Source organism: Planctomyces sp. SH-PL14 (genome assembly GCF_001610835.1).
Lineage (GTDB): Bacteria > Planctomycetota > Planctomycetia > Planctomycetales > Planctomycetaceae > Planctomyces_A.
In genome coordinates this window covers 6,564,982-6,588,556 of the sequence record NZ_CP011270.1, presented here as the reverse complement: position 1 = coordinate 6,588,556, position 23,575 = coordinate 6,564,982, and the positions used below count along the sequence as shown (strand labels likewise).

At 65.5% G+C, this 23,575-nt stretch carries 19 protein-coding genes; 12 read left to right on the top strand and 7 right to left on the bottom strand.

The window, feature by feature from the left end; all coding sequences use genetic code 11:
- Nucleotides 1-74: 74 nt before the first annotated feature.
- From VT03_RS25265 to VT03_RS25215, 11 genes are all read left to right on the top strand, one after another.
- Nucleotides 75-479, top strand: a complete 405-nt coding sequence (locus VT03_RS25265) for a hypothetical protein (protein WP_075095571.1) — start codon at nucleotides 75-77, stop codon at nucleotides 477-479.
- Entirely contained in the window at nucleotides 472-1,398 is a 927-nt protein-coding gene (gene atpB / locus VT03_RS25260; protein WP_075095570.1) for a F0F1 ATP synthase subunit A, read from the top strand. Before VT03_RS25265 ends, atpB begins: the two co-directional genes overlap by 8 nt.
- A gap of 142 nt (nucleotides 1,399-1,540) precedes the next feature.
- Nucleotides 1,541-1,861 carry an ATP synthase F0 subunit C gene (gene atpE / locus VT03_RS25255; RefSeq protein WP_231870514.1) on the top strand — a complete coding sequence of 107 codons (321 nt, stop codon included), beginning with the start codon at nucleotides 1,541-1,543 and terminating at the stop codon, nucleotides 1,859-1,861.
- Nucleotides 1,862-1,956: 95 nt separating this feature from the next.
- The gene (locus tag VT03_RS25250; protein ID WP_075095568.1) at nucleotides 1,957-2,661 is read left to right on the top strand and encodes an ATP synthase F0 subunit B; all 705 of its coding nucleotides are present in this window, start codon (nucleotides 1,957-1,959) and stop codon (nucleotides 2,659-2,661) included.
- Between the two features lie 112 nt (nucleotides 2,662-2,773).
- Nucleotides 2,774-3,415 (top strand): ATP synthase F1 subunit delta, encoded by a 642-nt coding sequence (atpH, locus tag VT03_RS25245; protein WP_075095567.1) that lies wholly within the window; start codon nucleotides 2,774-2,776, stop codon nucleotides 3,413-3,415.
- Nucleotides 3,372-4,961, top strand: a complete 1,590-nt coding sequence (gene atpA / locus VT03_RS25240) for a F0F1 ATP synthase subunit alpha (RefSeq protein WP_082846522.1) — start codon at nucleotides 3,372-3,374, stop codon at nucleotides 4,959-4,961. The genes atpH and atpA overlap by 44 nt, the downstream gene beginning before the upstream one ends.
- A gap of 80 nt (nucleotides 4,962-5,041) precedes the next feature.
- Complete coding sequence (atpG, locus tag VT03_RS25235; RefSeq protein ID WP_075095566.1) at nucleotides 5,042-5,914, top strand: ATP synthase F1 subunit gamma; 873 nt, start codon at nucleotides 5,042-5,044, stop codon at nucleotides 5,912-5,914.
- A gap of 42 nt (nucleotides 5,915-5,956) precedes the next feature.
- Nucleotides 5,957-7,399, top strand: a complete 1,443-nt coding sequence (gene atpD, locus VT03_RS25230; protein WP_075095565.1) for a F0F1 ATP synthase subunit beta — start codon at nucleotides 5,957-5,959, stop codon at nucleotides 7,397-7,399.
- Nucleotides 7,400-7,945: 546 nt separating this feature from the next.
- Nucleotides 7,946-10,702, top strand: coding sequence for an aconitate hydratase AcnA (gene acnA / locus VT03_RS25225; protein ID WP_075095564.1), 2,757 nt, complete (start codon nucleotides 7,946-7,948; stop codon nucleotides 10,700-10,702).
- Nucleotides 10,703-10,841: 139 nt separating this feature from the next.
- Nucleotides 10,842-11,114 (top strand): hypothetical protein, encoded by a 273-nt coding sequence (locus VT03_RS25220; RefSeq protein WP_075095563.1) that lies wholly within the window; start codon nucleotides 10,842-10,844, stop codon nucleotides 11,112-11,114.
- The gene (locus VT03_RS25215; protein ID WP_082846521.1) at nucleotides 11,102-11,959 is read left to right on the top strand and encodes a TrmH family RNA methyltransferase; all 858 of its coding nucleotides are present in this window, start codon (nucleotides 11,102-11,104) and stop codon (nucleotides 11,957-11,959) included. Before VT03_RS25220 ends, VT03_RS25215 begins: the two co-directional genes overlap by 13 nt.
- On the opposite strand, the gene VT03_RS25210 is transcribed toward VT03_RS25215, so the two are convergent.
- From VT03_RS25210 to bioB, 5 genes are all read right to left on the bottom strand, one after another.
- Nucleotides 11,954-12,325 carry a sirohydrochlorin chelatase gene (locus VT03_RS25210; protein WP_075095562.1) on the bottom strand — a complete coding sequence of 124 codons (372 nt, stop codon included), beginning with the start codon at nucleotides 12,323-12,325 and terminating at the stop codon, nucleotides 11,954-11,956. The genes VT03_RS25215 and VT03_RS25210 overlap by 6 nt on opposite strands.
- Nucleotides 12,326-12,691: 366 nt before the next feature.
- Nucleotides 12,692-14,008: a glycosyltransferase family 4 protein gene (locus VT03_RS25205; RefSeq protein WP_075095561.1), complete on the bottom strand. Its 1,317-nt coding sequence runs from the start codon at nucleotides 14,006-14,008 to the stop codon at nucleotides 12,692-12,694.
- Nucleotides 14,009-14,164: 156 nt separating this feature from the next.
- Complete coding sequence (locus tag VT03_RS25200; RefSeq protein WP_075097287.1) at nucleotides 14,165-14,926, bottom strand: SDR family NAD(P)-dependent oxidoreductase; 762 nt, start codon at nucleotides 14,924-14,926, stop codon at nucleotides 14,165-14,167.
- Nucleotides 14,910-15,776 (bottom strand): stage 0 sporulation family protein, encoded by an 867-nt coding sequence (locus VT03_RS25195; protein WP_075095560.1) that lies wholly within the window; start codon nucleotides 15,774-15,776, stop codon nucleotides 14,910-14,912. Before VT03_RS25195 ends, VT03_RS25200 begins: the two co-directional genes overlap by 17 nt.
- Nucleotides 15,777-16,194: 418 nt before the next feature.
- On the bottom strand, nucleotides 16,195-17,193 hold the full coding sequence (gene bioB / locus VT03_RS25190) for a biotin synthase BioB (RefSeq protein WP_231870513.1): 999 nt from the start codon (nucleotides 17,191-17,193) through the stop codon (nucleotides 16,195-16,197).
- Nucleotides 17,194-17,878: 685 nt separating this feature from the next.
- Between bioB and VT03_RS25185 the strand changes: the two genes are divergently transcribed.
- A complete protein-coding gene (locus VT03_RS25185; protein WP_075095558.1) occupies nucleotides 17,879-19,555 on the top strand; it encodes a hypothetical protein in 1,677 nt (558 codons plus the stop codon).
- A 507-nt stretch (nucleotides 19,556-20,062) separates the two neighbouring features.
- On the opposite strand, the gene VT03_RS25180 is transcribed toward VT03_RS25185, so the two are convergent.
- The gene (locus VT03_RS25180; protein ID WP_075095557.1) at nucleotides 20,063-20,887 is read right to left on the bottom strand and encodes an SIR2 family NAD-dependent protein deacylase; all 825 of its coding nucleotides are present in this window, start codon (nucleotides 20,885-20,887) and stop codon (nucleotides 20,063-20,065) included.
- 17 nt (nucleotides 20,888-20,904) lie between these two features.
- On the bottom strand, nucleotides 20,905-23,388 hold the full coding sequence (locus VT03_RS25175; RefSeq protein WP_075095556.1) for a DUF1553 domain-containing protein: 2,484 nt from the start codon (nucleotides 23,386-23,388) through the stop codon (nucleotides 20,905-20,907).
- Nucleotides 23,389-23,575 lie beyond the last annotated feature (187 nt).

The window sequence follows — 23,575 nt, the reverse complement described above, 5'->3', positions numbered from 1 at the left end:
CCCCCGCGACTCCGCGGACGCCGAAACCTCCCAGACAGCCCCCGTCCCGACGACTTGTCGCCGGCTGCTGCCTGATGTTGTCGGTCGTCATGGCGGTCGGGGGATGCATCGGGGCCGCCATCGGCCACGAGCGATACGGGTCCAATGGGATCGTCTCCGCCCTCCTGGCGGCGGTGATCTGCTGGATCGCCTCCCTCAGCGCCCTGCTGCTGGTCGCGATCACAGCCGCCACCCCGAACGCCCTGACCGGAACGTTCGGTGCGATGGGATTGAGAACGGGAGTTCCCCTGGCGTCCGCCTTTGTTCTGGCGGTCTCCAGCCCGACGCTGGCGAAGGCCGGCATCGTGGGGATGCTCCTGTGCTTTTTTCTCGTTTCGTTAATGGTTGAAACCGTTTTGTCGGTCGTTATCGTGAGCGCCCCTTCGGCTGGGGCCTCACACAACACGGAATCGAACACGTCTTCGAAAACCCATGGCTGACCCGATCCTCCACATCAAGGACAGCTATTTCTTCGAGGTCCCTCGTTTTCTGTGGCGTCCTGTCTACCACTCGAAGAGCGACGTCCCCGAGTTCCTCGTCAAGGCGCACCCCACGTCGTCGCCGAAGGAATTCACCGACGCGATGGCCGGGAAGATCCTGATCCCCCAGCCGTTCGGGACGCTGAAGAATCTCTACGAGAAGGAATCGGGCTTCGCGATCTCGCGGTTCATGATCGTCGAAACGATCGCCGCGATCCTCGTCTTCTGGATGTTCAAGAGCCTCGCCGACCGCGTGAAGGCGGGCGAGCCCCCGCGGGGCCGCGGCTGGAACGCTCTGGAAACCAGCCTCGTCTTCATCCGTGACGAAGTCGCCCACCCGGCGATCGGCCACGGTTACGAGAAGTTCGTCCCCTACCTGTGGACGGTCTTCTTCTTCATCCTGACGATGAACCTGTTCGGCATGCTCCCCTGGGTCGGAGCGGCGACGGGGGCCTTCGGGGTGACGCTGACGCTGGGGATCATGACCTTCCTGGTCGGCCTCGTGTACGGCACCAAGGAACTGGGCGTGGCGGGCTTCTGGCTGAATCTTGTTCCGCACATGGACCTGCCGGCCTGGCTCTTCCCGCTCAAGATCGGCATTTTCTTCATCGAACTCCTGGGGACGATCATCAAGCACGCGGTGCTGGGGATTCGACTCCTGGCGAATATGGTGGCGGGCCACCTCGTGCTCCTGGCGATCCTTGGCATGGTCGTCGCGGCCGCCAAGGCGAGCACCGGAGTCTTCCTGACGACCTCGGTCCTCAGCGTCTTCGGAGCGGCGACGCTCAGCGTCCTGGAACTCGGCGTCGCCTTCCTTCAGGCGTACGTATTCACCTTCCTGTCGGCCCTGTTCATTTCCGCCGCCACCCATCACCACTAAGCCACAACTGCCGGACGGACTCCCTCGGTGTTCCGCTCCGCATGACGTGTTCCGTTGAAATTGTCGACTCTCCGCGGCAGCGGGTCGTGGAGAGTGTGAATCACTGGTCAGAGGTTTTCCTCACAAGCTGGGAGTAGTGTCCGTGAGCAAGTTCGTTCGAGTTCTCTCTGTCATGATCGCGGTCGTCCTGATCACCGCCGCACCGGCCATGGCCCAGGCTCCTGGCGCCGTCAATCCGCCGCTGATCACGTTCTCCGGAGCCTTCGGCGCCGGCCTCGTCGCCATCGGCGCTTCCTACGGCATCAGCAAGCTGGCCGCCGCCGCTCTCGAGAGCATGGCCCGCCAGCCGGAAGTCGCCGGCAACATCCAGATCGCCATGATCATCGCGGCCGCCCTTATCGAAGGTTTCACCTTCTTCGCGATCTTCGTCTGCATGCAGCAGAACCCGTGGGCGGCTAACTGAATCCGGACGACCGGCTGACCCCGGTCGCCCTCCTGCCGCTACAGCCGCGGGTCCTGCCCGCGTGATGCCTCGGTCGCTTGTCGATAGGTGCCTCCGTGCAACGCATTCGCCGTCTCGTCCTGACGATCGCCCTCTCGCTGGGATTCACCCTGGCCGCCGGCTCCGCCGCGCGGGCCCAGGAAGCCCCCCCCGCACCGGCCGCCGCAGCCCCTGCTGCCGGCGAAGCCGCTCATGGCGACGCTCATGCCGATCACGGTCACGGCGGGCACCACGCCCACATCGGCGAAGATGTCAGCAAGGCGGTGAAGGACCCTTCGGAGTTCTCGCCCGACCTCGCGATCTACACCTTCATCGTCTTCCTCGTGCTGTTCTTCAGCCTCCAGTCCCTGGCCTGGCCGAAGATCTCCGGGGCGCTCGATGCCCGTGAAGCGGGAATCCGGCAGGCGATCGCCGATGCCGAGACCTCGCGTCTCCAGGCCGAGTCGTTCATGAAGGAGCACAAGGGGCGTCTCGAGGCGGTGGAAGAGCACGTCAAGGGGCTCGTTGCCGAAGGTCGCCGCGATGCGGAGACCGTCAAGGCGAGCATCCTGAAGCAGGCGGAAGCGGAAGCGGAAGCGATCAAGAACCGCGCTCTCGCCGAGATCAGCCGGGCCAAGGACCAGGCGCTCAGCGAGATCTTCGACTCGCTGGCCGGCCAGGTCAGCGCGGCGACGGAGCGGGTTCTCGGAAGCGGCCTGAGCGGGGCGGACCATGACCGCCTCATCCGGGACGCTATCAATCAGGTTTCGTCCAAGGCGTAAGGGAGCAAGCAGGTCTTTGGTGAAGTGTTGCCGGCAATCCGCTGGCGGTCGGGTCGCGGTTTCCGCTGCCTGTCGTCCGCTGCCCTAACTTTCGCCGACTCCTCGAACCACGATGACGACGCACATCGAACAAGCACCGGTCCGCCCCACCCATGTCCTGGCTGATCCCAGCGAGCAGGCCGTGGCGCGGGTCTACGCGGTGTCCTATCTCGATGCCGCCCAGCAGGCGGGTCAGCACGACCCGCTTGAGGACTTGGAGTCGTTCGTTTCCGAGGTTCTCGGAAGCTCCCGCGATTTCAATTCGCTTCTGACCTCGGTCGTTACGACCCGGGAGCAGAAGGCGGAACTGATCGACCGCATCGTCAAGCCGCGGGCGTCGGAGTTCTTTACGAACTTCCTGCACGTCCTGGCCCGGCACGAACGGCTCGACCTGCTTCCGGTCATTGCCCAGCAGGCGCGGTTGGAGTTCGACGTCCGGTCGAATCGCAAGCGGGTGGCGGTCAAGAGCGCAGTCCCGCTCAGCGATGAGCAGTCCGGCGCCGTGGCCGAGCGTTTAAGAAGTACATTCGGTTTCGAGCCCATTCTCGAAACGCAGGTCGACCCCTCCCTGTTGGGAGGGTTGGTCGTTCAGGTCGGCGACACCGTTTACGACGGTTCACTGCGCACTCAGCTCAAGTCACTCAAGCAGCGTTTGCGCGAGAGGTACCTCAATGAAATTCAAAGCGGACGAAATCGCTTCAGTATTGACGGGTGAAATTGCCAACTTCCAGGGGCAGCTCCAGACTGCCGAAGTGGGCAAGGTCATCGAGGTCGGGGACGGGATCGCCCGCGCCGTCGGTCTCTCCTCCGCCATGGCGGGGGAGATGGTCGAGTTCAAGAGCGGCACGCGCGGCATGTGCTTCAACCTGGAAGAGAACTCCGTGGGGATCGTGATCCTCGGGGACTATCTCAAGATCCAGGAAGGGGACGAAGTCAAGACGACCGGCGCGCTCCTCTCGGTTCCCGTCGGGGAATCGATGATCGGCCGCGTCATCGACCCGCTCGGCAACCCGCTCGACGGCAAGGGCCCGGTCATCACCGACCAGACCCGCCCGATCGAGTTCCCGGCCCCCGGCGTCGCCCAGCGGCAGCCGGTCAAGCAGCCGCTCCAGACCGGGATCAAGGCGGTCGACGCCATGACCCCCGTCGGCCGCGGCCAGCGGGAACTGATCATCGGCGACCGCAAGACCGGCAAGTCGGCCGTCGCGATCGACACGATCATCAACCAGAAGGGCGGCGACGTCATCTGTATCTACGTCGCCTGCGGACAGCGGGCGTCGTCGGTCGCCGGGATCGTGGAAGCGCTCCGCGAGAAAGGCGCGATGGACTACACCATCGTCGTCTCCGCGTCCGCTTCGGACCCCGCTCCGCTGCAGTACTTCGCCCCCTACGCCGGGGCGGCGATCGCCGAACACTTCATGTACCAGGGGAAGCACACCCTGTGCGTGTACGACGACCTGACGAAGCAGGCCCAGGCCTACCGCCAGATGTCGCTCCTCATGCGGCGTCCTCCCGGACGCGAGGCGTATCCCGGGGACATCTTCTACTGCCACAGCCGCCTCCTCGAACGCGCGGCCAAGCTCTCGGACGAGCTCGGCGGCGGCTCGATGACCGCCCTGCCGATCATCGAAACGCTCGAAGGGGAAGTGTCGGCCTACATCCCGACGAACGTGATTTCGATCACGGACGGCCAGATCTACCTCGAACCGTCGCTGTTCTTCGCCGGGGTCCGCCCCGCCATCAACGTCGGTATTTCCGTGTCTCGCGTCGGTGGTAACGCCCAGACGAAGGCCATGAAAAAGGTCGCCGGCTCGCTCCGTCTCGACCTCGCCGCCTTCCGCGAACTGGAAGCGTTCGCCCAGCTCGGTACCGAACTCGACAAGGCGACGCAGACACAGCTCGACCGCGGCAAGCGGATGATCGAGCTCCTCAAGCAGCCGCAGTACGAGCCGCTCTCCTTCGCCGACCAAGTCATCTCGATCTACGCCGGTACGAAGGGGTACCTCGACCACGTTCCGGTCGCCCGCGTGGCCGAAGCCGAGAAGCAGCTCCTCCAGTTCATCCGCGATGAGAAGTCGGAAGTCCGCGACGCCCTTCTGAACACGAAGGACCTGAGCGGCGACACCGAGAACCTCCTCAAGGCCGCCCTGGAAGCGTTCCGCGCCCGGTACAAGTACGAGACCGCTCCGGCCGCAGCAGCCGCCCCGACCGCAGCGGCGGCTCCGAAGGCCGAACCGAAGAAGGCTGTGGCCGCCCACTAGTCGGTGCCAAGCGGACCATCGGTCGGCGGAGCTTCGGCTCGGCCGACCGGTTACTGACAACCGAGAACTGACGACTCCCCATGGCCAACGCTCGACTTCTTGTGAAGCGCCGCAAGGCGGTTCGGAATATTGCCAAGATCACGCGGACGATGGAACTCATCGCCACCGCGCGGTTCAAGAAGGCAATGGACCGGGCTGCCGCCGCCGCGTCGTACACGAAGAAGATCAACGAGATCGTCGCCGACCTGGCCAAGGCGAAGCTGAGCTTCGAGCACCCGCTCCTGAAGCAGCCGGCGGAAGAGAAGAACGTCGTCCTCCTGATCCTGACGTCGAACCGCGGCCTGTGCGGCGGCTACAACTCGGGTCTCCTGCGGCTGGCGATGGCTCGCCTGAAGGAGCTCCGGGCTCAGGGGAAGAACGTTCAGATCGAGATGTCGGGCCGTCGCGGGATCGCCTTCGCCAAGTTCGAAAAGCTGCCGCTGGCCCACAGCTACACCGAGTTCGAAGACAAGCCTCGTTTCGACGAGGTCAACCCGATCGCGACCCGCTACATCAACGACTTCATCGCGGGAAAGATTGACCGCGTCGACGTCGTCTACCAGCGGTTCCTGTCGGCGGCCCGTCAGCAGGCGTCGGTCCAGACCCTTCTGCCGATCGGCGACCTCGCCGAAGAAGCCGGAAGCGGGACGACGAACGTCGACTACGAGTTCCTGCCGAGCCCGCGGGAGATCCTGGAGCAGATCGTCCCGGAGGCCTTCAAGGCCCGGTTCTTCAAGTGCTTCCTCGATTCGGCGGTCGGTGAGCAGATTGCCCGCCGCGTCGCCATGAAGGCGGCCAACGAGAACGCGCAGGACATGATCAAGTCCCTCTCGATGGCCTACAACCGGGCTCGCCAGAGCCAGATCACGTCGGAACTCAGCGAAATCATCGGCGGCGCCGCCGCTTTGGAATAACGGAACGAGCTGCCTCCTTCCGTCTCACTCAGGAACTACGACATGGTTACCGCTTCCAATACCGGTCGCGTGACGCAGATCATCGGCTCGACGTTCGACGTTGAGTTCGCGCCCGACCGTCTTCCGGACATCTTCAACGCCGTCAAGATCCAGGCTGAGACCAAGGGCGTCGCGGTCAAGGTGACCGGCGAGGTCCAGCAGCACCTCGGCGGCGGACGCGTCCGCTGCATCGCTCTCGGGACGACGGACGGAATGGTCCGCGGGATGGAGGTCCTCGACACGGGCGCTCCGCTCGCCGTTCCTGTCGGCAAGGAAACCCTGGGCCGCGTCTTCAACGTCACCGGCGACGTCATCGACGGCCGTGGTCCCGTGAATGCCGCCGAGCAGTGGCCGATCCACCGGGCTCCCCCGAAGAACGAAGACCTCTCGTCGAAGACGGAAGTCTTCGAAACCGGGATCAAGGTCGTCGACCTCCTGACGCCGTTTGTCCGCGGCGGTAAGGCGGGTCTGTTCGGCGGTGCCGGTCTCGGTAAGACCGTCATTCTGCAGGAGCTCATCGCCCGTATCGCCAGTGCCCACGGGGGTTACTCGGTGTTCGCCGGCGTGGGTGAGCGGACCCGCGAAGGGAACGACCTCTGGCTCGAAATGCAGGAAACGGAGATCGGCAACACCGGTCGTTCGGTCATCGAACAGACCTGCATGGTGTTCGGCCAGATGAACGAGCCCCCCGGAGCCCGTCTCCGCGTCGCTCTCTCGGCCCTGACGATGGCCGAATGGTTCCGCGACGCGACCGGGGCCGACACGCTCCTGTTCGTCGACAACATCTTCCGGTTCTCGCAGGCCGGTTCGGAAGTGTCTGCTCTTCTCGGCCGTATGCCGAGCGCCGTCGGTTACCAGCCGACCCTGGCGACCGAGCTCGGTGCTCTTCAGGAGCGGATCACCTCGACGAAGCGCGGGGCCATTACGTCGGTGCAGGCGGTGTACGTCCCTGCCGACGACCCGACGGACCCTGCTCCGGCGACGGCGTTCAGCCACCTGGACGCGTTCATTTATCTGGAGCGGAAGATCGCCGAGAAGGGGATTTATCCCGCGATCGATCCGCTGGCTTCGTCGAGCCGAATTCTCGACCCGCAGATCGTCGGGGAGAACCACTACCGCGTGGCTCGCCGGGTTCAGAAGACTCTCCAGCGGTATCGCGAACTGCAGGACATCATCGCGATCCTCGGGGTCGACGAACTGGCGGAAGAAGACAAGCTGATCGTTCTCCGGGCTCGCCGGATCGAGCGGTTCCTGTCGCAGCCGTTCCTTGTGGCGGAAGCGTTCACCGGCAAGAAGGGGAACATTACCCCGCTGGCCGAGACGATCCGCAGCTTCGATGAGATCTGTGACGGCAAGTGGGATCATCTGCCGGAATCGGCGTTCATGTATGTGGGTGTGATCGAAGAAGCGGCTGAACAGGCGAAGCGGATGGCCGCGGCGGTCTAGTTCGCCCGTCGAAGTCCAAGAACTAAAGGCACGCTTTCCGGAAACGGAAGGCGTGCCTTTTTTTGTTCACCGGGGTCCAGGGGGTAACCCCTGGTGGGGGATGCAAGGGGGCCACGCCCCCTTGCCCGCCGGAGGCCTGGCCGTCGAGAGTTTCTCTGAAGGAGTGCGTATCCAAACGCGGACAACGTGCCGTATGCCCCCTCACCAACCCGCCGGGATTGCAGAGCGAGCGGTGAGTCCTCAACGCCGGCTGCCCAAAGCGGTCGCCCGTTACTTACCACGGTTCCTCGTGGAAGCGCCTCCGGCGGCAAGGGGTTCCCCCCTTGACCCCGGCTGCCGGCGCACGTTGGGTCTGAGCAAGCGACGCTGTGCCGGCAAGGACGTCGTTCGCGACTTCCAACAACGCCAGTCCACCCTTTCCGCGAATACATCAACGAATTCACCCGCCGTTGGCCCCTGCCTCGCCTTTCTGATAACTTACCACCTGATGTGCCCTGCCCATCGGCTTCAGGCTCCGCGATCCTCCCTCGTTCCGCACCCCCTTCAATGACCGGTAACGCTTTCGGTTCCCGCAGCACCCTCAAGACCTCCCACGGCGATTACACCATCTTCCGCCTCGACGCCCTCGAAAAGGCGGGCCTGGGACCGATCGACAAGCTCCCCTACTCGATCCGCGTACTGCTCGAAGCGTGCCTCCGGAACGTCGACGACTTCATCGTCAACGAAGAACACGTCAAAGAAGTCGCCCAGTGGAAGGCGGCCAAGCCCAAGGAAGTCGAAATCCCGTTCATGCCGGGACGCGTCGTCCTCCAGGACTTCACCGGCGTCCCGGCCGTCGTCGACCTCGCCGCCCTCCGGGCCGCCATGGTCCGCATGGGCGGCGATCCCAAGAAGATCAACCCCCTCGTCCAGTGCGACCTCGTCATCGACCACTCCGTTCAGGTCGATGAATTCGCCACCGCCACCGCCCTCCAGCGGAATATCGACATCGAGTTCGAACGGAACATGGAACGCTACCAGTTCCTCAAGTGGGGACAGAAGGCGTTCCAGAACTTCCGCGTCGTTCCCCCCGCGACCGGCATCGTCCACCAGGTGAACCTCGAATACCTGGCGACCGTCGTCCTCGAGAAGAACGGCGTCGCCTATCCCGACTCGCTCGTCGGGACCGACAGCCACACCACCATGATCAACGGCCTGGGGGTCGTCGGCTGGGGGGTCGGCGGGATCGAGGCCGAAGCGGTGATGCTCGGCCAGCCGATCTACATGCTCATGCCGGAAGTCGTTGGCTTCCGCCTTACCGGCCAGCTCCCCGAAGGGGCGACCGCGACCGACATGGTCCTCACCGTCACCCAGATGCTCCGCAAGCACGGGGTCGTCGGGAAGTTCGTCGAGTTCTTCGGCCCCGGCCTCGACGCGATGTCGCTCGCCGACCGCGCCACGATCGCCAACATGGCCCCCGAATACGGAGCGACGATCGGGTTCTTCCCGGTCGACCACGAGACCCTCCGGTACCTCGAGCGGACCGGCCGCCCGCGGGCGGTCCTCGACCTCGTCGAGAGCTACTACAAGGAACAGGGCCTCTTCCGCACGCCCGGCTCGCCGGACCCGATTTTCACCAGCACGCTCGAACTCGACCTGTCGGTCGTCCAGCCCTCGATGGCCGGCCCGAAGCGACCGCAGGACCGGATCCTCCTCAAGGACATGAAGACGAACTGGCGGAAGGACCTCGCCGGCGCGTTCGGCAAGGCCGAAGCCTCGAAGCCGGTCGAGATCAAGGCGGCCCAGTCGATCTCCGACAGCCTCATCGCCGGCGACGATCCGCCGGTCCCCGGAGCAAACGGCGGCCCGGTCTCGATCACCGACGGCGCCGTCGTCATCGCCGCCATCACGAGCTGCACGAATACGAGTAACCCGAGCGTCATGATCGGCGCCGGCCTCGTTGCCAAGAAGGCGGTCGCCAAGGGCCTGACCCGCAAGCCGTGGGTCAAGTCGAGCCTCGCCCCCGGCAGCCGCGTCGTGACTGACTACCTCAACCGGGCCGGCCTCACGCCGCACCTCGACGCCCTCGGTTTCCAGACCGTCGGCTACGGATGCACGACCTGCATCGGAAACTCGGGTCCGCTGCCGGAGCCGGTCGCCCAGGCGATCGTCGACGGGAATCTCGTGGCGACCTCGGTCCTCTCGGGGAACCGGAACTTCGAAGGCCGCGTGCAGCAGCACGTGAAGGCGAATTACCTCGCCAGCCCGCCGCTCGTCGTCGCCTACGCCCTCGCCGGGACGACAGACATCGACCTCGACACCGAGCCGCTCGGCAACGACACCAAGGGCGAACCGGTGTTCCTCAAGGACATCTGGCCGACGCAGAAGGAGATCTCGGACGCCATCGCCAAGAGCATGTCGCCCGATATGTTCGTCCGCGAATACTCGCACGCCGCCGACGGTCCTCCGGAGTGGCAGGCGATCGCAGGCACGACCGGCGACCTGTACGAGTGGGACAAGGACAGCACCTACATCCAGGAGCCCCCGTTCTTCGTCGACATGCCGGCGGTCCCCAAGCCGATCGGCTCGATCAAGAATGCCCGCGTCCTCGTCTCGGTCGCCGACTCGGTCACGACCGACCACATCAGCCCGGCCGGCAACATCAAGAAGGATTCGCCGGCCGGACTCTATTTGCAGAAGCACGGCGTGAAGCCGGACGACTTCAACAGCTACGGCGCCCGCCGCGGCAACGACCGGGTCATGACCCGCGGCACGTTCGCCAACATCCGCCTCAAGAACCTGCTTGTCCCGGGTGTCGAGGGGAACGCCACCAAGTTCCTCCCGACGGGCGAGCAGATGTCGATCTTCGACGCCTCGGTCAAGTACCAGGCGGCCTCGATCCCGCTGATGGTCCTGGCCGGCAAGGAGTACGGAACGGGCTCCTCCCGCGACTGGGCCGCCAAGGGGACGTACCTGCTCGGCGTCCGCTGCGTCATCGCTGAAAGCTTCGAGCGGATCCACCGCTCGAACCTCGTCGGCATGGGAGTCCTGCCGCTCCAGTTCCGTGAAGGGGAAAACCGCGAGACCCTCGGCCTCGACGGAACCGAGACCTTCGAAGTCGCTCTGAACGACAGCCTCAAGCCCCGGCAGGCGGTCGAAGTCACGGCGACCAAGACCGATGGCGACGTGGTCCACTTCGTCACGACCTGCCGGATCGATACCCCGGTCGAAGTCGAGTATTACCGCAACGGCGGGATCATGCACAACGTGCTCCGGTCGCTGCTCAAGTCCTCGAGCGAAGCCGCCGCGGACCCCGCCATCTGAACCGATTCGGTCCGGGCGGGCGGATCGACTCCGCTCGCCCGGACGGGTTGCCTTGCGTCCGCTCCGCTCGCGTCCCCCGCCCTGCCCCTCCGCCGCCCCCCGCTCCTCGGTTCCGGGATGATCCCGACCGGAGTTATCCGTGCCCTCTGGAAGCTCGATCCTGGAGTTCGGCAAGCAGGTGGCCACGGGCCCGCAGTGGGGCCGTTTCCGGGGGATCGTCTACCGCTACGCGTTTCTGTTCGTCCTCTACGCCCTCTCGATCGGGCCGATGTACTGGCGGTGGTATGAGGCGGTCTATGCGAGCGGCTCCTCGTGGGTCGTCGCGTTCTACTATCCGCTGTGGGTCCTGGCCGGCGTGTTTCCTCCGCTGGGTCACTTTCTGAACTGGTACGTGCGGCTGTGGATCCTGTAGCGGCCATACCGGACATCCCGATCGCCTCGCTCGATGATCCGCGGCTCGCGTCCTACCGGGACGTCAAAACAAAGCGAGCCGAGGCCCGCGAAGGGAAGTTCATCGCCGAGGGGCACCGCGTCGTCGAGCGGCTGCTCGCGAGCCGCTATCCCGTTGAGTCGATCCTGGCAACGGACCGGCGGCGGCATCTCCTCGACCGCGTCGACCTCCGCGGCGCCCCGGTCCTGCTGCTCCCCGAGGACCTCGCCAGCGAGCTGGTCGGGTATCAGTTCCACGGCGGGATCATGGCCTGCGGCACGCGGCTGCCGGGACCGGCGATCGGCGACCTCTTCCCGCCAGCGACGGACGCGGCCGCCGACTCGGTGCCAGTCGAGCTTGTCGTCGTCTGCCCGCGGATCACCGACCCGGACAACCTCGGCGGGCTGATGCGGCTGTGCCGGGCGTTCGGAGCCGCGGCCCTGGTCGTCGGGCCGCCGAGCGTCGATCCCTTCAGCCGCCGCGTCCTTCGCGTCTCGATGGGGAACGCGTTCCACCTGCCGATCGTTCAGCCGACGGATCTCGGCGGGACTCTGTCGGACCTCAAGGCGGCGGGCTTCGAGCTGGCGGCAACGCTCCTCGATCCGGCCGCTGTGCCGCTCGCGACGATGGCCCGCCCGCGGCGGCTGGCGCTGCTCCTCGGGAACGAGGCGGATGGGCTCGAGCCGGAGTGGGCCGAGCGCTGCGACCACAAAGTCCTGATCCCGATGGCCCTCGGGACCGATTCCCTTAACGTCACGGTTTCGGCCGGGATCTTCCTCTACCACTTCACGCAGGTCGCCGTGCAGTTTCCCGCGTCCGGCTCATGACGCTTCGGCCAGCCGATCGACGAGGATGTCGACAATGCCGGGGTGCAGTCCGATCGGCGGAGCGAGCAGGAAACGGATGGCCGGATGCTGTCCGGCGAACTCGCGGCGGAACTCTTCCAGGTCCTCGGTGACGTGCGCGCCGGCCGAGAGGAAGAACGGAAGCATCCGCACCGTTGCCGCCCCGGCATCGACGCACTTCTGCAGGGCGGTCGGAATCGAAGGCTCCGCCAGTTCGAGGTAGGCGATTTCGATCCGGTCCTGCGGCAGGCGCGGATGGAGCAGTTCGGCCAGGCGGACGAGGTCTGCATTGGCTTCGGGGCGGCGGCTGCCGTGGGCGATCAGGACGGTGGCGGCGAGTTCAGTCAAAACGACCTCATAAGGAGACGAGCTTATTATGCGCCCCCCCACATCACAGTCCTACTGGGTCCAGGGGGCCCCTGGTGGGGAGTGCAGAGGGGCAACGCCCCTTTGCCCGCCGGAGGCCCTCTCGTCGAGAGATATCTGAAGGAGAGAGTGTCCAAACGCGGACACCGTGCCGGATGCCCCCTCACCTAACCCGCAGGGATTCCAGAGCGAGCGTTCCAGTGTGAGGGAGTCCTCAACACCGTCTCCACAAAGGGGACGTCCGTTGTGTACGACGGTTCCTCACCGGAATGCCTCCGGCGGCAAGGGGGCCAAAGAAACAACACAGGCCCCCTTGACCCCAGGCTGCCGTGGCACATTGGGTTTGAGCTATGGGAGCTTTACCGGCAAGGACGCGGTCGACGCAGCACTCGCCTCCAGCCCGCGGATCGTCGCCGCCGCAAGCGCCGCCGGCGAATGCGACTCGCGCACCCCCCTGGCGCCCCGCTCCCCAAGCCGCCGCCGCTCGGCCCGGTCCGCCTTCAGTCGGGAAAACGTGTCAGCCAGGGCGACAGGATTCTTCGGTGGAACCAGCAGCCCTCCCTCGGTTGCCTCCAGCAGCTCGGGGAACGCCCCGTGGGCTGGCTGAACGACCGGAACGCCCGTCGCCAGGGCTTCCAGGACGTAGATCCCCTTCGGTTCCAGGAACTCGGTGGGGACCGACAGGACGTCAATACTCCGGTAGAAGTCACGTTTCTCTTCGAGCGTGTCGGGACTGCCGACGAACTCCACTGCTCCATCCAGTTTCTGAGCGCGGGCCTTGAGGTTCTCGACCCACTTCACATGGCGTTCCGGCAGATAGCCGCCGATCCGCAGCCGCGAGTCGGGATGGCTCCGGTGGTGGATCTCGAAGGCGTCGATCAGATGGTGCAGCCCCTTCTCGGGAGCGAGCCGGGCGAAGTAGCCGATCGTGAACGGCGCGTCCGCCGGACGGGGCTCGGCCGGAACGGGAAGCTCGCTGGCATCGATCGAGAGCGGGATCGTGAAGAACTTTTCGACGGGCAACTGCAGGTACGCGGCGATGTAGTCGCGGTAGAAGGCGCTGTGGGCGATGAACCCGTCGAACTCCGCCGCCCGGGCGCTGATCCGCTCGACTGCCTGCCGCCGGAGCGCCGGCGTCAGTTCGTCGAGGAAAACATCATCTCCCTGGAGGATGCAGTAGACCGGCCCCCGGTAAAGCTCCTTGAGCCGCCGCACCGCCCCGCACAGGAGAGCGTTGCTGAAGATCACGGCATCGGGATTGAGGTCCCGGAGGAACCGGGCCAGTTCATCCCCCGCCTCGCGGAGCGGCCCCGCCTCCCCTTCGAGGATCGCGAGCGTCAGGTCGCCGAGATCGGCCGCGCTGTTGCTGACTCCGCCGGCCCAGCGGGTGATCGCCGAGATCACACCGGGGCGGTCGAGCCACTTTTTGAAAACCGGCGGGAGACTCCGCCACAGCCGGGAGCGGGCGTCGAGATAGACGTTGATCCCGCCGAAGAAGACCCGGTCGATGCTGAGGTCTTCTTCATCAACCCGGATCGGCGTGTAGGTCGGGATCAGCGTCGCCCGGTGGCCAGCCGCGATCAGCGCGCGGGCCCAGGCGTTGTCGTGCATGCACGAGCCGCAGAACATACCCGCGCCGCCGGCGGTGACGATCGCAATGTGCATTCGGGTGCCGCGTCCACTCTCTCCGGCGATTCTCCGGGTTTCCGGTCCGTCGCGGCCACGCGCGCGACGTGCTGGCGAGGCCGCCTATTTTACCGGGAGAGGACCACCGGGTGTGTCCCGATTCGACGGGAATCCTCTCCCGCGGCGCCGCGGGAACTACATCCGCGCGTACAGCGACTCGGGAAGCCACCGGAGGAGCCACGCGATGAGCCGCCATCGCCGTGTGACGTAAGCGTGGCGGCGGCGGCGAAGGATCGCGCCGTAGATCTGCCGGGCCGCGACCTGCGGCGAGGCGACCCAGAATTTTCCCTCACCCTTCGCCATCGCGGTGTCGACGAAGCCGGGCTGGATGTCCGTGACGGCAATCGGCAGCCGCTTCTTGATCGCCCGGCAGCGGAGCGCCTCCAGGTAGTTCGAGAGGAACGCCTTCGACGCCCCGTAGGCGGGCGCGGCTGCTCCTCCGCGGATCGCTGCGATCGAGGAGATCCCGACGAGGTGTCCCCGCCCTGCCCGCTCGAACTCCCGAAAGGCGGCCCCTGCCAGAGCCGCACAGCCGGTGACGTTCACTGCGATTGTCTGCTGCTCCTCAGGCCAGCTCAGGTCGGGATTCAGAAAGCCGACGCCGGACGAGAGGACCACCAGCTCGACCCCACCGAGCTGTGCCATCAGTTCGGCAAAGCGAACCTGAGCCGCTTCGACGTCCGCGAGATCAGCCACCGTGACGATTCCGGGCGACGTCATCCTGCGCGCGGTCTCTTCCAGCTCTTCGTGCCGGCGGGCCATCAGACCAACAGACCACCCCGCCTGCGACAGCACGATCGCCAGTTCGCGGCCGATCCCGGAGCTCGCCCCGACGATGATCGCCCGCTTGGACTCGACTCCGCCGGAACGGCCCGCCGCACTATTCGGTGCGGTCATCGGCGTCATCACTCCGCTCCTCGCGCGTCTTCTGGGCCGAGCCGACGACAGTGACGATGTCGCTCTCGCCGAGCAGCACCCGCCGGTTGTCCTCGTAGACGACGAGCACCTTACGGGCGAGGATCTCCTGCCCGATGACCTTCCCCTTGCCGTCGCGGGTGATGACGAATTTCCCTACGCCCGGGAGTTCCTTGCGGTATTCCTCGTAGGTGTCGTACTCGTAGCGGAGGCAGCACTTGAGGCGTCCACAGCGGCCGGAGATTTTGGCGGGATCGAGCGTCGCCTTCTGGAGCTTGGCCATCTTCATCGAGACCGGGGGCATCTCGTGGAGGTGCGTGTTGCAGCAGACCGGCTTGCCACAGTCGCCGTAGTCCGCGAGGAGCTTCGCCTCGTCGCGGATCCCCATCTGCCGCAGCTCGATCCGCAGGTTGAACCGCTTGGCCATCGACTTGACCAGTTCGCGGAAGTCGATGCGGGCCTCGGAGACGTAGTAGAAGGTGAGCTTTTCGCCGCCGAAGAGGTGTTCGACATCGACGAGCTGCATCGCGAGCTTGTGTTCCTCGACGAGTTCGCGGGCGATCAGGAAGGCGTCCTGTTCCTTCCGCCACAGCTCATCGCGGAGCCGTTCGTCGTCGGCGTTCGCCTGCCGCATGACCCGGCCGACGGGATCCTGGCCGCCGAGGTACTCCCGGGTCCGCTCGGTCGCCTCGCAGAGGACTTCGCCCCATTCCAGTCCGCGGGGGCTGCGGACGATGACCTGAGCCCCACGGGCGTAGACGTCGTCCTGTTTGACGCCGAACTCCGCGACCTGCCGCATCATGCCGAAGCGAACTACGTAGCGAGTGGGCATGGGGCGATCGAACCTGGGAGAGAAAGCGAGACTCGGTGCCGACTGTAGAGGGATTTTTCGGAGCGGCCTAGTCCACCGGGTCCAGGGGGACCCTGGTCAGGGGGTGCAGGGGGGCCTGTGTTGTTTCTTTGGCCCCCTTGCCCGCCGGAGGCCTGGCTCGTCGGACAACATCGGCAGGAGTGCGTATCCAAACGCGGACACCGTGCCGCATGCCCCATTACCAACCCGCGGGGATTGCAAAGCCAGCGGTGTGGTATGAGGGAGTCCTCAACGCTGGTACCACAATGCGGACATCCGTTGTGTACCACGGTTCCTCATGGAAGTGCCTCCGGCGGCAAGGGGCGTGGCCCCTTGACCCCGGCTGCCGTGGCACGTTGGGTTTGAGCTATGGGCGTCCGTCCGGCCAGAACGCCGTGCGCTAGGCCAGGGCCGGCTGCTCGGCTGCGGCTTCGTGGCCAGATGGCGACTCATGGTGGTCGTCAACAATGATCTCAAAACCGAGGTCCTTGATCATCTCAAAGTCGAGCTCGGGGCTCTGCCCCTTCGTCGTCAGGTAGTCACTGACGAACAGCGAGTTGGCAGCGTAAAGTCCCATGGCCTGCATCGAACGCAGGTTGAGCTCCCGTCCGCCAGCGATGCGGATCTCGACCGCCGGGTGGGCGAGCCGGAGAAGGCAGAGGACCTTCAGGCAGTACCGCGGGTCGAGGTCGTGCTTCCGCTGGAGCGGGGTGCCGTCGACGGCGTGCAGGAAGTTGACCGGGATCGACGCGACCTTCAGGCCGTGCAGGTCCATGATCACGTCGATGATGTCTTCGTTCTGCTCGCCCATCCCGACGATCAGGCCGCTGCAGAGCTCCATCCCCGCGTTCTTGACGACGTTGAGCGTGTCGACGCGGTCGGCGTAGGTGTGGGTGGTGCAGATCTCGGGGTAGAACCGCTCGCTCGTGTTGAGGTTGTGGTTGACGCGGTCGACGCCGGCATCGGCCAGCCGCTGGGCCTGCTCAGGCTTGAGGAAGCCGAGGCAGACGCAGATGTGGAGGCCAAGTTCATCCTTGATCTTCCTGACGACGCCGCAGACGTGGTCAACTTCGCGGTCGCTGGGGCCGCGGCCGCTGGCGACGATGCAGTAGGTGCGGGAGTTGAGTTCCTTGGCCCGGCGGGCGCCGTCCATGAGGACGCGTTCGTTGGCGATGACGTACTTGTCGATCTCGGCTTCGGAGATGACGGACTGCGAGCAGTAGTGGCAGTCTTCGGGGCAGAGGCCGCTTTTGGCGTTCTTGAGAAGGTAGAAGTGAACCTTGAGTCCGAAGTGTTGCTGTCGGACGCGGAAGGTGGCGGCGAGGAGGTCGAGGATCTCGACGTCGGGGCATTCGAGGATCGAGCGGCATTCGTCGCGATCCAGCTGGTGCCCGTTCAAGACTTGTCCGGCGAGTCTGTGCCACCGGGACGAAACCGACGATTCTGCAGCGACCATTCTGCGTATTTCCTGCGAAGTGATAAGCCCGTGGACAATACAAATCCGGTGAGGAGGTGTCCACCGGCGTCGCAGGAGCCAGGGTGCCGGTAAGGCTGCCGTGCGAACAATGACAGAAACGTGATCCTGGAAACGTCGACCGGGGTCCAGGGGCTGGCCCCTGGTGGGGAGTGGAGAGGGGCCTGTCTTGTTTTCTTGGCCCTTTGCCCGCCGGAGGCCTGGCCGTCGAGAGATGTCTGAAGGAGCGCGCGTCCAAGCGCGGACAACGTGCCGGATGCTCCTTCAAGAACCCGCGGGGATATCGCAACGAGCGTTGAGTCTTCAACGCGGGCACCACAAAGGGGACGTCCGTCACTTACCACGGTTCCTCACAGGAGTGCCTCCGGCGGCAAGGGGTTGCCCCCTTGACCCCAGCGGCCGTGGCACGTTGGGTTTGAGCAATCAAAGCCGCGCCGGCGAGGACGCGGTTTGGAGTGGCCTCAGAATCGGCACGACCGGATTCGTACACCCCCTTCACCAGGCGGAAACAACCCGGCAACCACCTCCCGCACTCACGCGACCTAGGCTCTCCTGCGTGCGGAATGCTGCCAATCCGCCACACCGGATCGCCAGCCGCGAGGTAAGCCGTTTGTATGGACTGATTTCAATCCGATCCGAATCGATCCGGTTCGCAACCTCCCCCCGCGCCGCGGCGCCAATCACCCCCAGCGCCGGCCCCACCACCGACCTCACCGGACTGCGGGAGGACGTCGCCCGCCTCAGTGACTTCCTCGGAACCCTCGACCGCCTCCAGATCCGGAAACAGTCCGAAACTCGGACCGAGACCGTCATCGGCGCCGCCGCCCAATCACCACTCGGCACCAACCTCGGCCTCCAGGACCGTCAGGCCAGCGCCGCACGGCTCGAATCCACAACCCAGCTCAACACCACCCCCACCTCCTACACCCCCTTCGGTCCCTCGTTCAACGGCGCATCGACCGCGCTCCCCACCATCGGCGGAGTCTATAACGGCCAGAACGGCTCCCAGACCCTCACCTTCCGGGTCGCCGGCGGCAACGGCACCGTCGGCTCCGCGCTCTTCACCCGCGTCGAGGTCCGGGATGAGTCGAACCAGCTCCTCGACAACATCAGCATCGGATTCCAGCCCGCCGGGTCCGTCTACACGCTTCAGAACGGCCTGACGCTCTCACTCTCCAGCGGCACCCTGCGGGTCAACAACACCTTCACGGTCGAAGTCTTCGCCAACGTCGGCAGCGCCCCCGACCCGTCCAAGGCGTTCAACGGCACGCGCAACAACTCCCCCAACCTGCAGCCGGGTCTGGCGGTCACGAGCGGCTCGTTCCGCGTGAACGGCGCCACGATCAACGTCCTGGCCAACGACTCCATCAACTCCGTCCTGACGAAGATCACACAGTCCACCGCCGGAGTGACCGCCACCTACGACGCCGCCGGGGAACGAGTCCTCCTCACCCAGAAGACCGAAGGGGCGGCCCCCACGATCACGCTCGACAACGACACCTCCGGCTTCCTGGCCGCCGCCAAGCTGACCGGAGCCCCCCTCTCCCCCGGTCAGGACGCAGGGAACGATGCCGACCGGCCCCTCGGCGAGTTGGCCGGCTTTCAGGGGGTCACGTCCGGCTCGCTCGTCGTGAACGGCGAAGAGATCGCCTTCAACACCGCCGCCGATTCGCTCCGCTCGATCCTGGACCGCGTCTCCCAGTCCCTCACCGGCGCCGATGCGACGCTCGATGCCGCGGGACAGCGGGTGCAGTTCCGATCGCGGAACGCCTCGGCGAACCTGTCGCTGGATGACAACGGCACGGGTCTTCTGTCCGCCCTCGGCCTGACGTCGGCGACCTATGAGCCGAGCCGGAGTGAAACGACGTATCGCCGCACCGTGTCGACGGTCGTGCCGCAGCAGGCGCGGAACACGGCGGTGGCGGTCGAGAGGTTCGCGGAGTTGTTCAGCGACCTGTTCGATGAGGAGAACGCGGGCTCCTACGCCGCCCAGTTGCGAAAGTCCGTGGAGCGGGTCGTCACCGCGGGAGCGCCGTCGGACCTTGATACCTTCCGGACGCAGCTTGGCCTGACGTTCGACTTCCGCGGCGATGCGACTCAGGCCGCGCGGGCGGAAGACGACGACGCCCTGGCATCGAGGATCCGGAAGAACGCCGCCCAGTACAACCGGCTCATGTTCGGCGATGCGACACGATCGTCCGGCCTGGTCGACGACCTGCGAACGTTGCTGGAGAAGGCGGAAGCGGACCTGAACCGGCAGATGGTCGGCTTGGGGGTCAAGGGCTAGAAGTTGCCCGCGACGAGACCGAAGACCGAACGTCGCGAGAACCTATCGCCCCACCGGGTCCAGGGGCACCCTGGTGGGGGATGCAAGGGGGCAACGCCCTCTTGCCCGCCGGAGGCCTGGCCGTCGAAAGATGTCTGAAGGAGTGAGTGTCCAAGCGCGGACACCGTGCCGTATGCCCCCTCACCAACCCGCGGGGATTGCATCGCAAGCGGTGTGATGTGAGGGAGTCCTCAACGCCGGTACCACAAAGGGGACATCTGTTGTGTCCCACGGTTCCGCGACGAAAATGCCTCCGGCGGCAAGGGGGCCAAAGAAACAACACAGGCCCCTTGACCCCAGGCTGCCGGGGCACGTTGGGTTTGAGGTAGCAGCGTCGTGCCGGCAAGGACGGTTTTGGGGCGTCCCACAGAATCGGCACGACTGGCTTCGTACACGCCCTTCACCGGGCCGACAGAGCCCCAAGTCCGCAGATCGTTCCACGGCGTCCATCCAGCCGCTCCTGCGGGCTCACAGAAGCGTGTCGATCCTCCGCAGTCCCTCCAGCGCTCCCAGCGGGATCGACACCGTTCCGACCGGGCCATCGGGATCGCGAGGGTTGATGCGGATTACCTGATCGGCGAGCGATTCACAGGCCATCCGAATCGACGGGATCGCCGTTCCGGCGCCGAGTTCGACGACGGCGATCCGACGCTGTCTCACCGTCCGCATCCAGGTCTCGAAGCGACGTCTCTGCTGGTTCGACCGCGCCCCAATCCAACCGTAGTCACCGAACATGAGGACGTTCGGCCGGGCGAGCGCTCCGCAGCCCGGGCAGCGCGGCAATGGCGAACAGGTGCGGACCGCCTCGTCGATGTCGAACGTCAGTCCCGGCTCCGGCCAGATGTCGCTCGTTCGGCCGCACCGTTTGACGCACTGTAGATGATGAATCGATCCGTGGATCTCAACGATCCGCTCCGGGTCGAACCCCGCCTTGGAGAACTGCCCGTCGACGTTGCTCGTGACGACGAATCCGCCGAGCAGCTTCGAGTCCATCCAGGTCTTGAGGATCCAGAAGCCCGCGTGCGGCGGCGTATCGCGATAGAGCTGCAAGCGATGGCCGAAGAAGCCCCACGCCAGCTCAGGGTCTCGATCGAACCAGTACGGGTTCGACATCTCCGAAAACTGGCGCCCTTTGAACGCCGGATACGCCCGCCAGAACCCCTCGGGCCCACGGAAGTCCGGCAGCCCAGAGTCGACTCCCATGCCGGCCCCGGCGCCGATGACGATCGCCTCGGCGTCGCGGATCAGGTTGGCCGCTTCGGCAACAGCGGCGTCGACGCCCGCCGGATCCACAGTCGCCCCGCCCTTCGTCAGTGATTGAACAGGAACTCGCGGCTGCTCAGGATTGCCCAGAACAGGTCCTCGACCGCGCCGCGGAGCTCGGTCTCCGGCGTCTGGTTCAGGACCGTCAGGAGGTTCGAACGTTCCTGGGCCGTCGGATACCGCGAGAGTGAACAGAGGTACGCTTCGTCGACGAGGGCCTCGGGGGACATTCCGCTCGCGTGGAGCCGCATGAGTTTCTCGACGCGGCTATCGGCTGCCTTCAGCTTCTGGTTCACGGTGTCGCCGTTGGCGATGTGGAGTACCTGAACCATGCTCGGCTCGTCGGACCGCTCGCACTCGCAGGTGATCCGCCGCTGATTCCGGCCGAACGCCTGGAGGAAGTAGTTGTCGACGGCGCTGTCGTAGAGCTGAATCGCCCGCGTCCCCTTGGGATAGAAGTCGGTCTTCTGCTTGTCCGCCCCCGGGAAGGCGATCTGCGTGAAGTCGCTCGGAACCTCCGCCACCTGGCAGACCGCATCGTGCATGACCTCGGCCATCATCCGCTTGGGGTAGTAGCGGCTGTAGAACCGCTGCTCAGTCTTGTTCTCCTCCAGCGGCTGGCTGGTCCGCTGGTAGGCGTTCGACTGGAGGATGAGCTTCATCAGCGACTTGAGATCGAACTTGTTGTCGACGAGGTGCTTCGCCGCCGCGTTTAGAAGCGCGTCATTGCTGGACGGGTTCGAGGCCCGCATGTCGTCCACCTGCTCGACGAGCCCGACGCCGAAGAAATTCTTCCAGACGCGGTTCGTGATCGAGCGGGCGAAGTACGGATTCTCCGGCGAGGTCATCCACTTCGCCAGATGAATGCGGCGGTCCGACGGATCCTCAAACGCAACCGGGACGCCATCGAGCGGCGTCGGCGGCTGCGGTTTGCCGGTCCGCGGCTGGATCAGGTCGCCGATATCCGCGACATACAGCGTCCGCTTGCCGTCCCCGTTCCGCGGCTCCCCGCCCCACCCCTTGGCCCGGACCCGGGCGAAGAGGTTGGCCATCGCGTAGTACTGGTCGTTGGTCCATTTCTCGAGCGGATGGTTGTGGCACTTGGCACAGGCGATCGAGAGCCCGAGGAACGCCTGGCAGGCGTTCTCGGTCATGTTCTCGGGGTCTTGGTGGAGGGCGTAGAAGTTGGTTGCGCCGTTCTCGGTGCTGCTCCCCACGGCCGTCAGGATCTCGCGGACGAACTGATCCCACGGCGTATTGGCGGCGATGTTCTTCCGGATCCAGCCGTAGTACGCCTTGATCGCCTCCGGCCGCAGCAGCGTGCCGTTCAGCATCAGGACGTCGGACGTGCGGTAGGTCCAGTAATCGACGAACTCCGGCCGGGCCAGGAGGGCGTCGATGAGCTTGTCCCGCTTGTCGGCCGACGCGTCCCCCAGGAACGTCCGAACCTCGTCGGTCGTCGGCAGCGTCCCGATCGTGTCGAGGTAGACGCGGCGGACGAACTCGGCATCGTCGCTCTGCGGCGACGGCGGGAGGTTCAGGCTCTTGAGCTTGGCGTCGATCAGTTCGTCGAGGACGTTCCGCGGCTTCTGGGCGAAGGCGGAGTCCGGGACCTGATTGGGGTACGGCACCGTGACGCTCGCGATCACGAGCTTGCTGGAATACCACGCGACGAGCGCTCCTTCGCCGTGGCCGACGATCGAAACGAGCCCGTTGTCGTCGACGCGGGCGACCGCCTCATTCGCCGAAGACCACTTCACCCACGGGGTGACGTCGCGGCTCGTCCCGTTCGAGAAATGTGCCCGGACGACGAGCTGCTCGGCGTCTTTCACCTTCAGCACCGCTCGCTCCGGAAGGATTTCCAGCCGGCTCACCTCGGGGTCATCGGCCTGCGGTTCGGTGGCCCCGCTGGCGATCCAATCCGCCAGAATGCGGTAGTCGACCGACTCGGTCTCGAACCGCAGTCCTCCCTTGTGCGGGATGGCGCCGGAGGGCTTGGCGATCAGGAGGCTGCGGCCCGGATCGGCCAGCTCGATGCGGCGGCCGCGGTCCTGCTTGACGATCGTGAAGTGGTCGGTGACCGGATCGTACCCTCGCAGCGAGAGCCGGAAGCCCCCCTTCCCGGCCAGCGCGCCATGGCACGCCCCGGAGTTGCAGTTCAGCTTCGAGAGAATGGGGAGAACGTCGTGCCGGAAACTCAGGGCGGACGGTTGGTCCATTCCGGAGACGCTGACCTTCATCGTGGCGGAGCGGTCGCCGACTTTGGCCGTGATCTCGGCCTGACCGTTCCCCTTCGGACGGGCGATCCCCTCTTCGACGACCACAACTTCGGGGTCGCTCGAAACGAACTCGACGCCGGTTCGAAGCTGTTCGGTCGCGGTGCCGTCGATCGTTTTTTCGACGAGGACGCGTTGGAACGCCTTCGTTCCCTGGAGCGTGAACTGGGACGGTAAAGCGACGACGGCGTCCTCGGCCCACCCGGTCGATGAGGCAAAAAGGAGCAGGAGCGCGGCGAAGAGCGGGCGGAGCACGGGAACGGTTCCTTTCCGGCGGCGATCGGCGAACCGGCAGACGTCTATCAAATCAGAGGCAGTCGATCCGTTATTGTGTCGGACGGTGGGAGGAGTCTCAACTCTGGCGGATGCATTGGTTGCTCAAACCCCGTCCTCGCCGGCGCGACTCTGATCGCTCAAACCCAACGTGCCACGGCAGCCGGGG

Coding starts and splice junctions, on each gene's coding strand:
- VT03_RS25265 (WP_075095571.1), top strand. CDS start 75: ATGTTGTCGGTCGTCATGGCGGTCGGGGGATGCATCGGGGCCGCCATC.
- atpG (WP_075095566.1), top strand. CDS start 5,042: ATGGCCAACGCTCGACTTCTTGTGAAGCGCCGCAAGGCGGTTCGGAAT.
- acnA (WP_075095564.1), top strand. CDS start 7,946: ATGACCGGTAACGCTTTCGGTTCCCGCAGCACCCTCAAGACCTCCCAC.
- VT03_RS25205 (WP_075095561.1), bottom strand. CDS start 14,008: ATGCACATTGCGATCGTCACCGCCGGCGGCGCGGGTATGTTCTGCGGC.
- VT03_RS25195 (WP_075095560.1), bottom strand. CDS start 15,776: ATGCCCACTCGCTACGTAGTTCGCTTCGGCATGATGCGGCAGGTCGCG.
- atpH (WP_075095567.1), top strand. CDS start 2,774: ATGACGACGCACATCGAACAAGCACCGGTCCGCCCCACCCATGTCCTG.
- atpA (WP_082846522.1), top strand. CDS start 3,372: ATGAAATTCAAAGCGGACGAAATCGCTTCAGTATTGACGGGTGAAATT.
- atpD (WP_075095565.1), top strand. CDS start 5,957: ATGGTTACCGCTTCCAATACCGGTCGCGTGACGCAGATCATCGGCTCG.
- atpB (WP_075095570.1), top strand. CDS start 472: ATGGCTGACCCGATCCTCCACATCAAGGACAGCTATTTCTTCGAGGTC.
- VT03_RS25200 (WP_075097287.1), bottom strand. CDS start 14,926: ATGACCGCACCGAATAGTGCGGCGGGCCGTTCCGGCGGAGTCGAGTCC.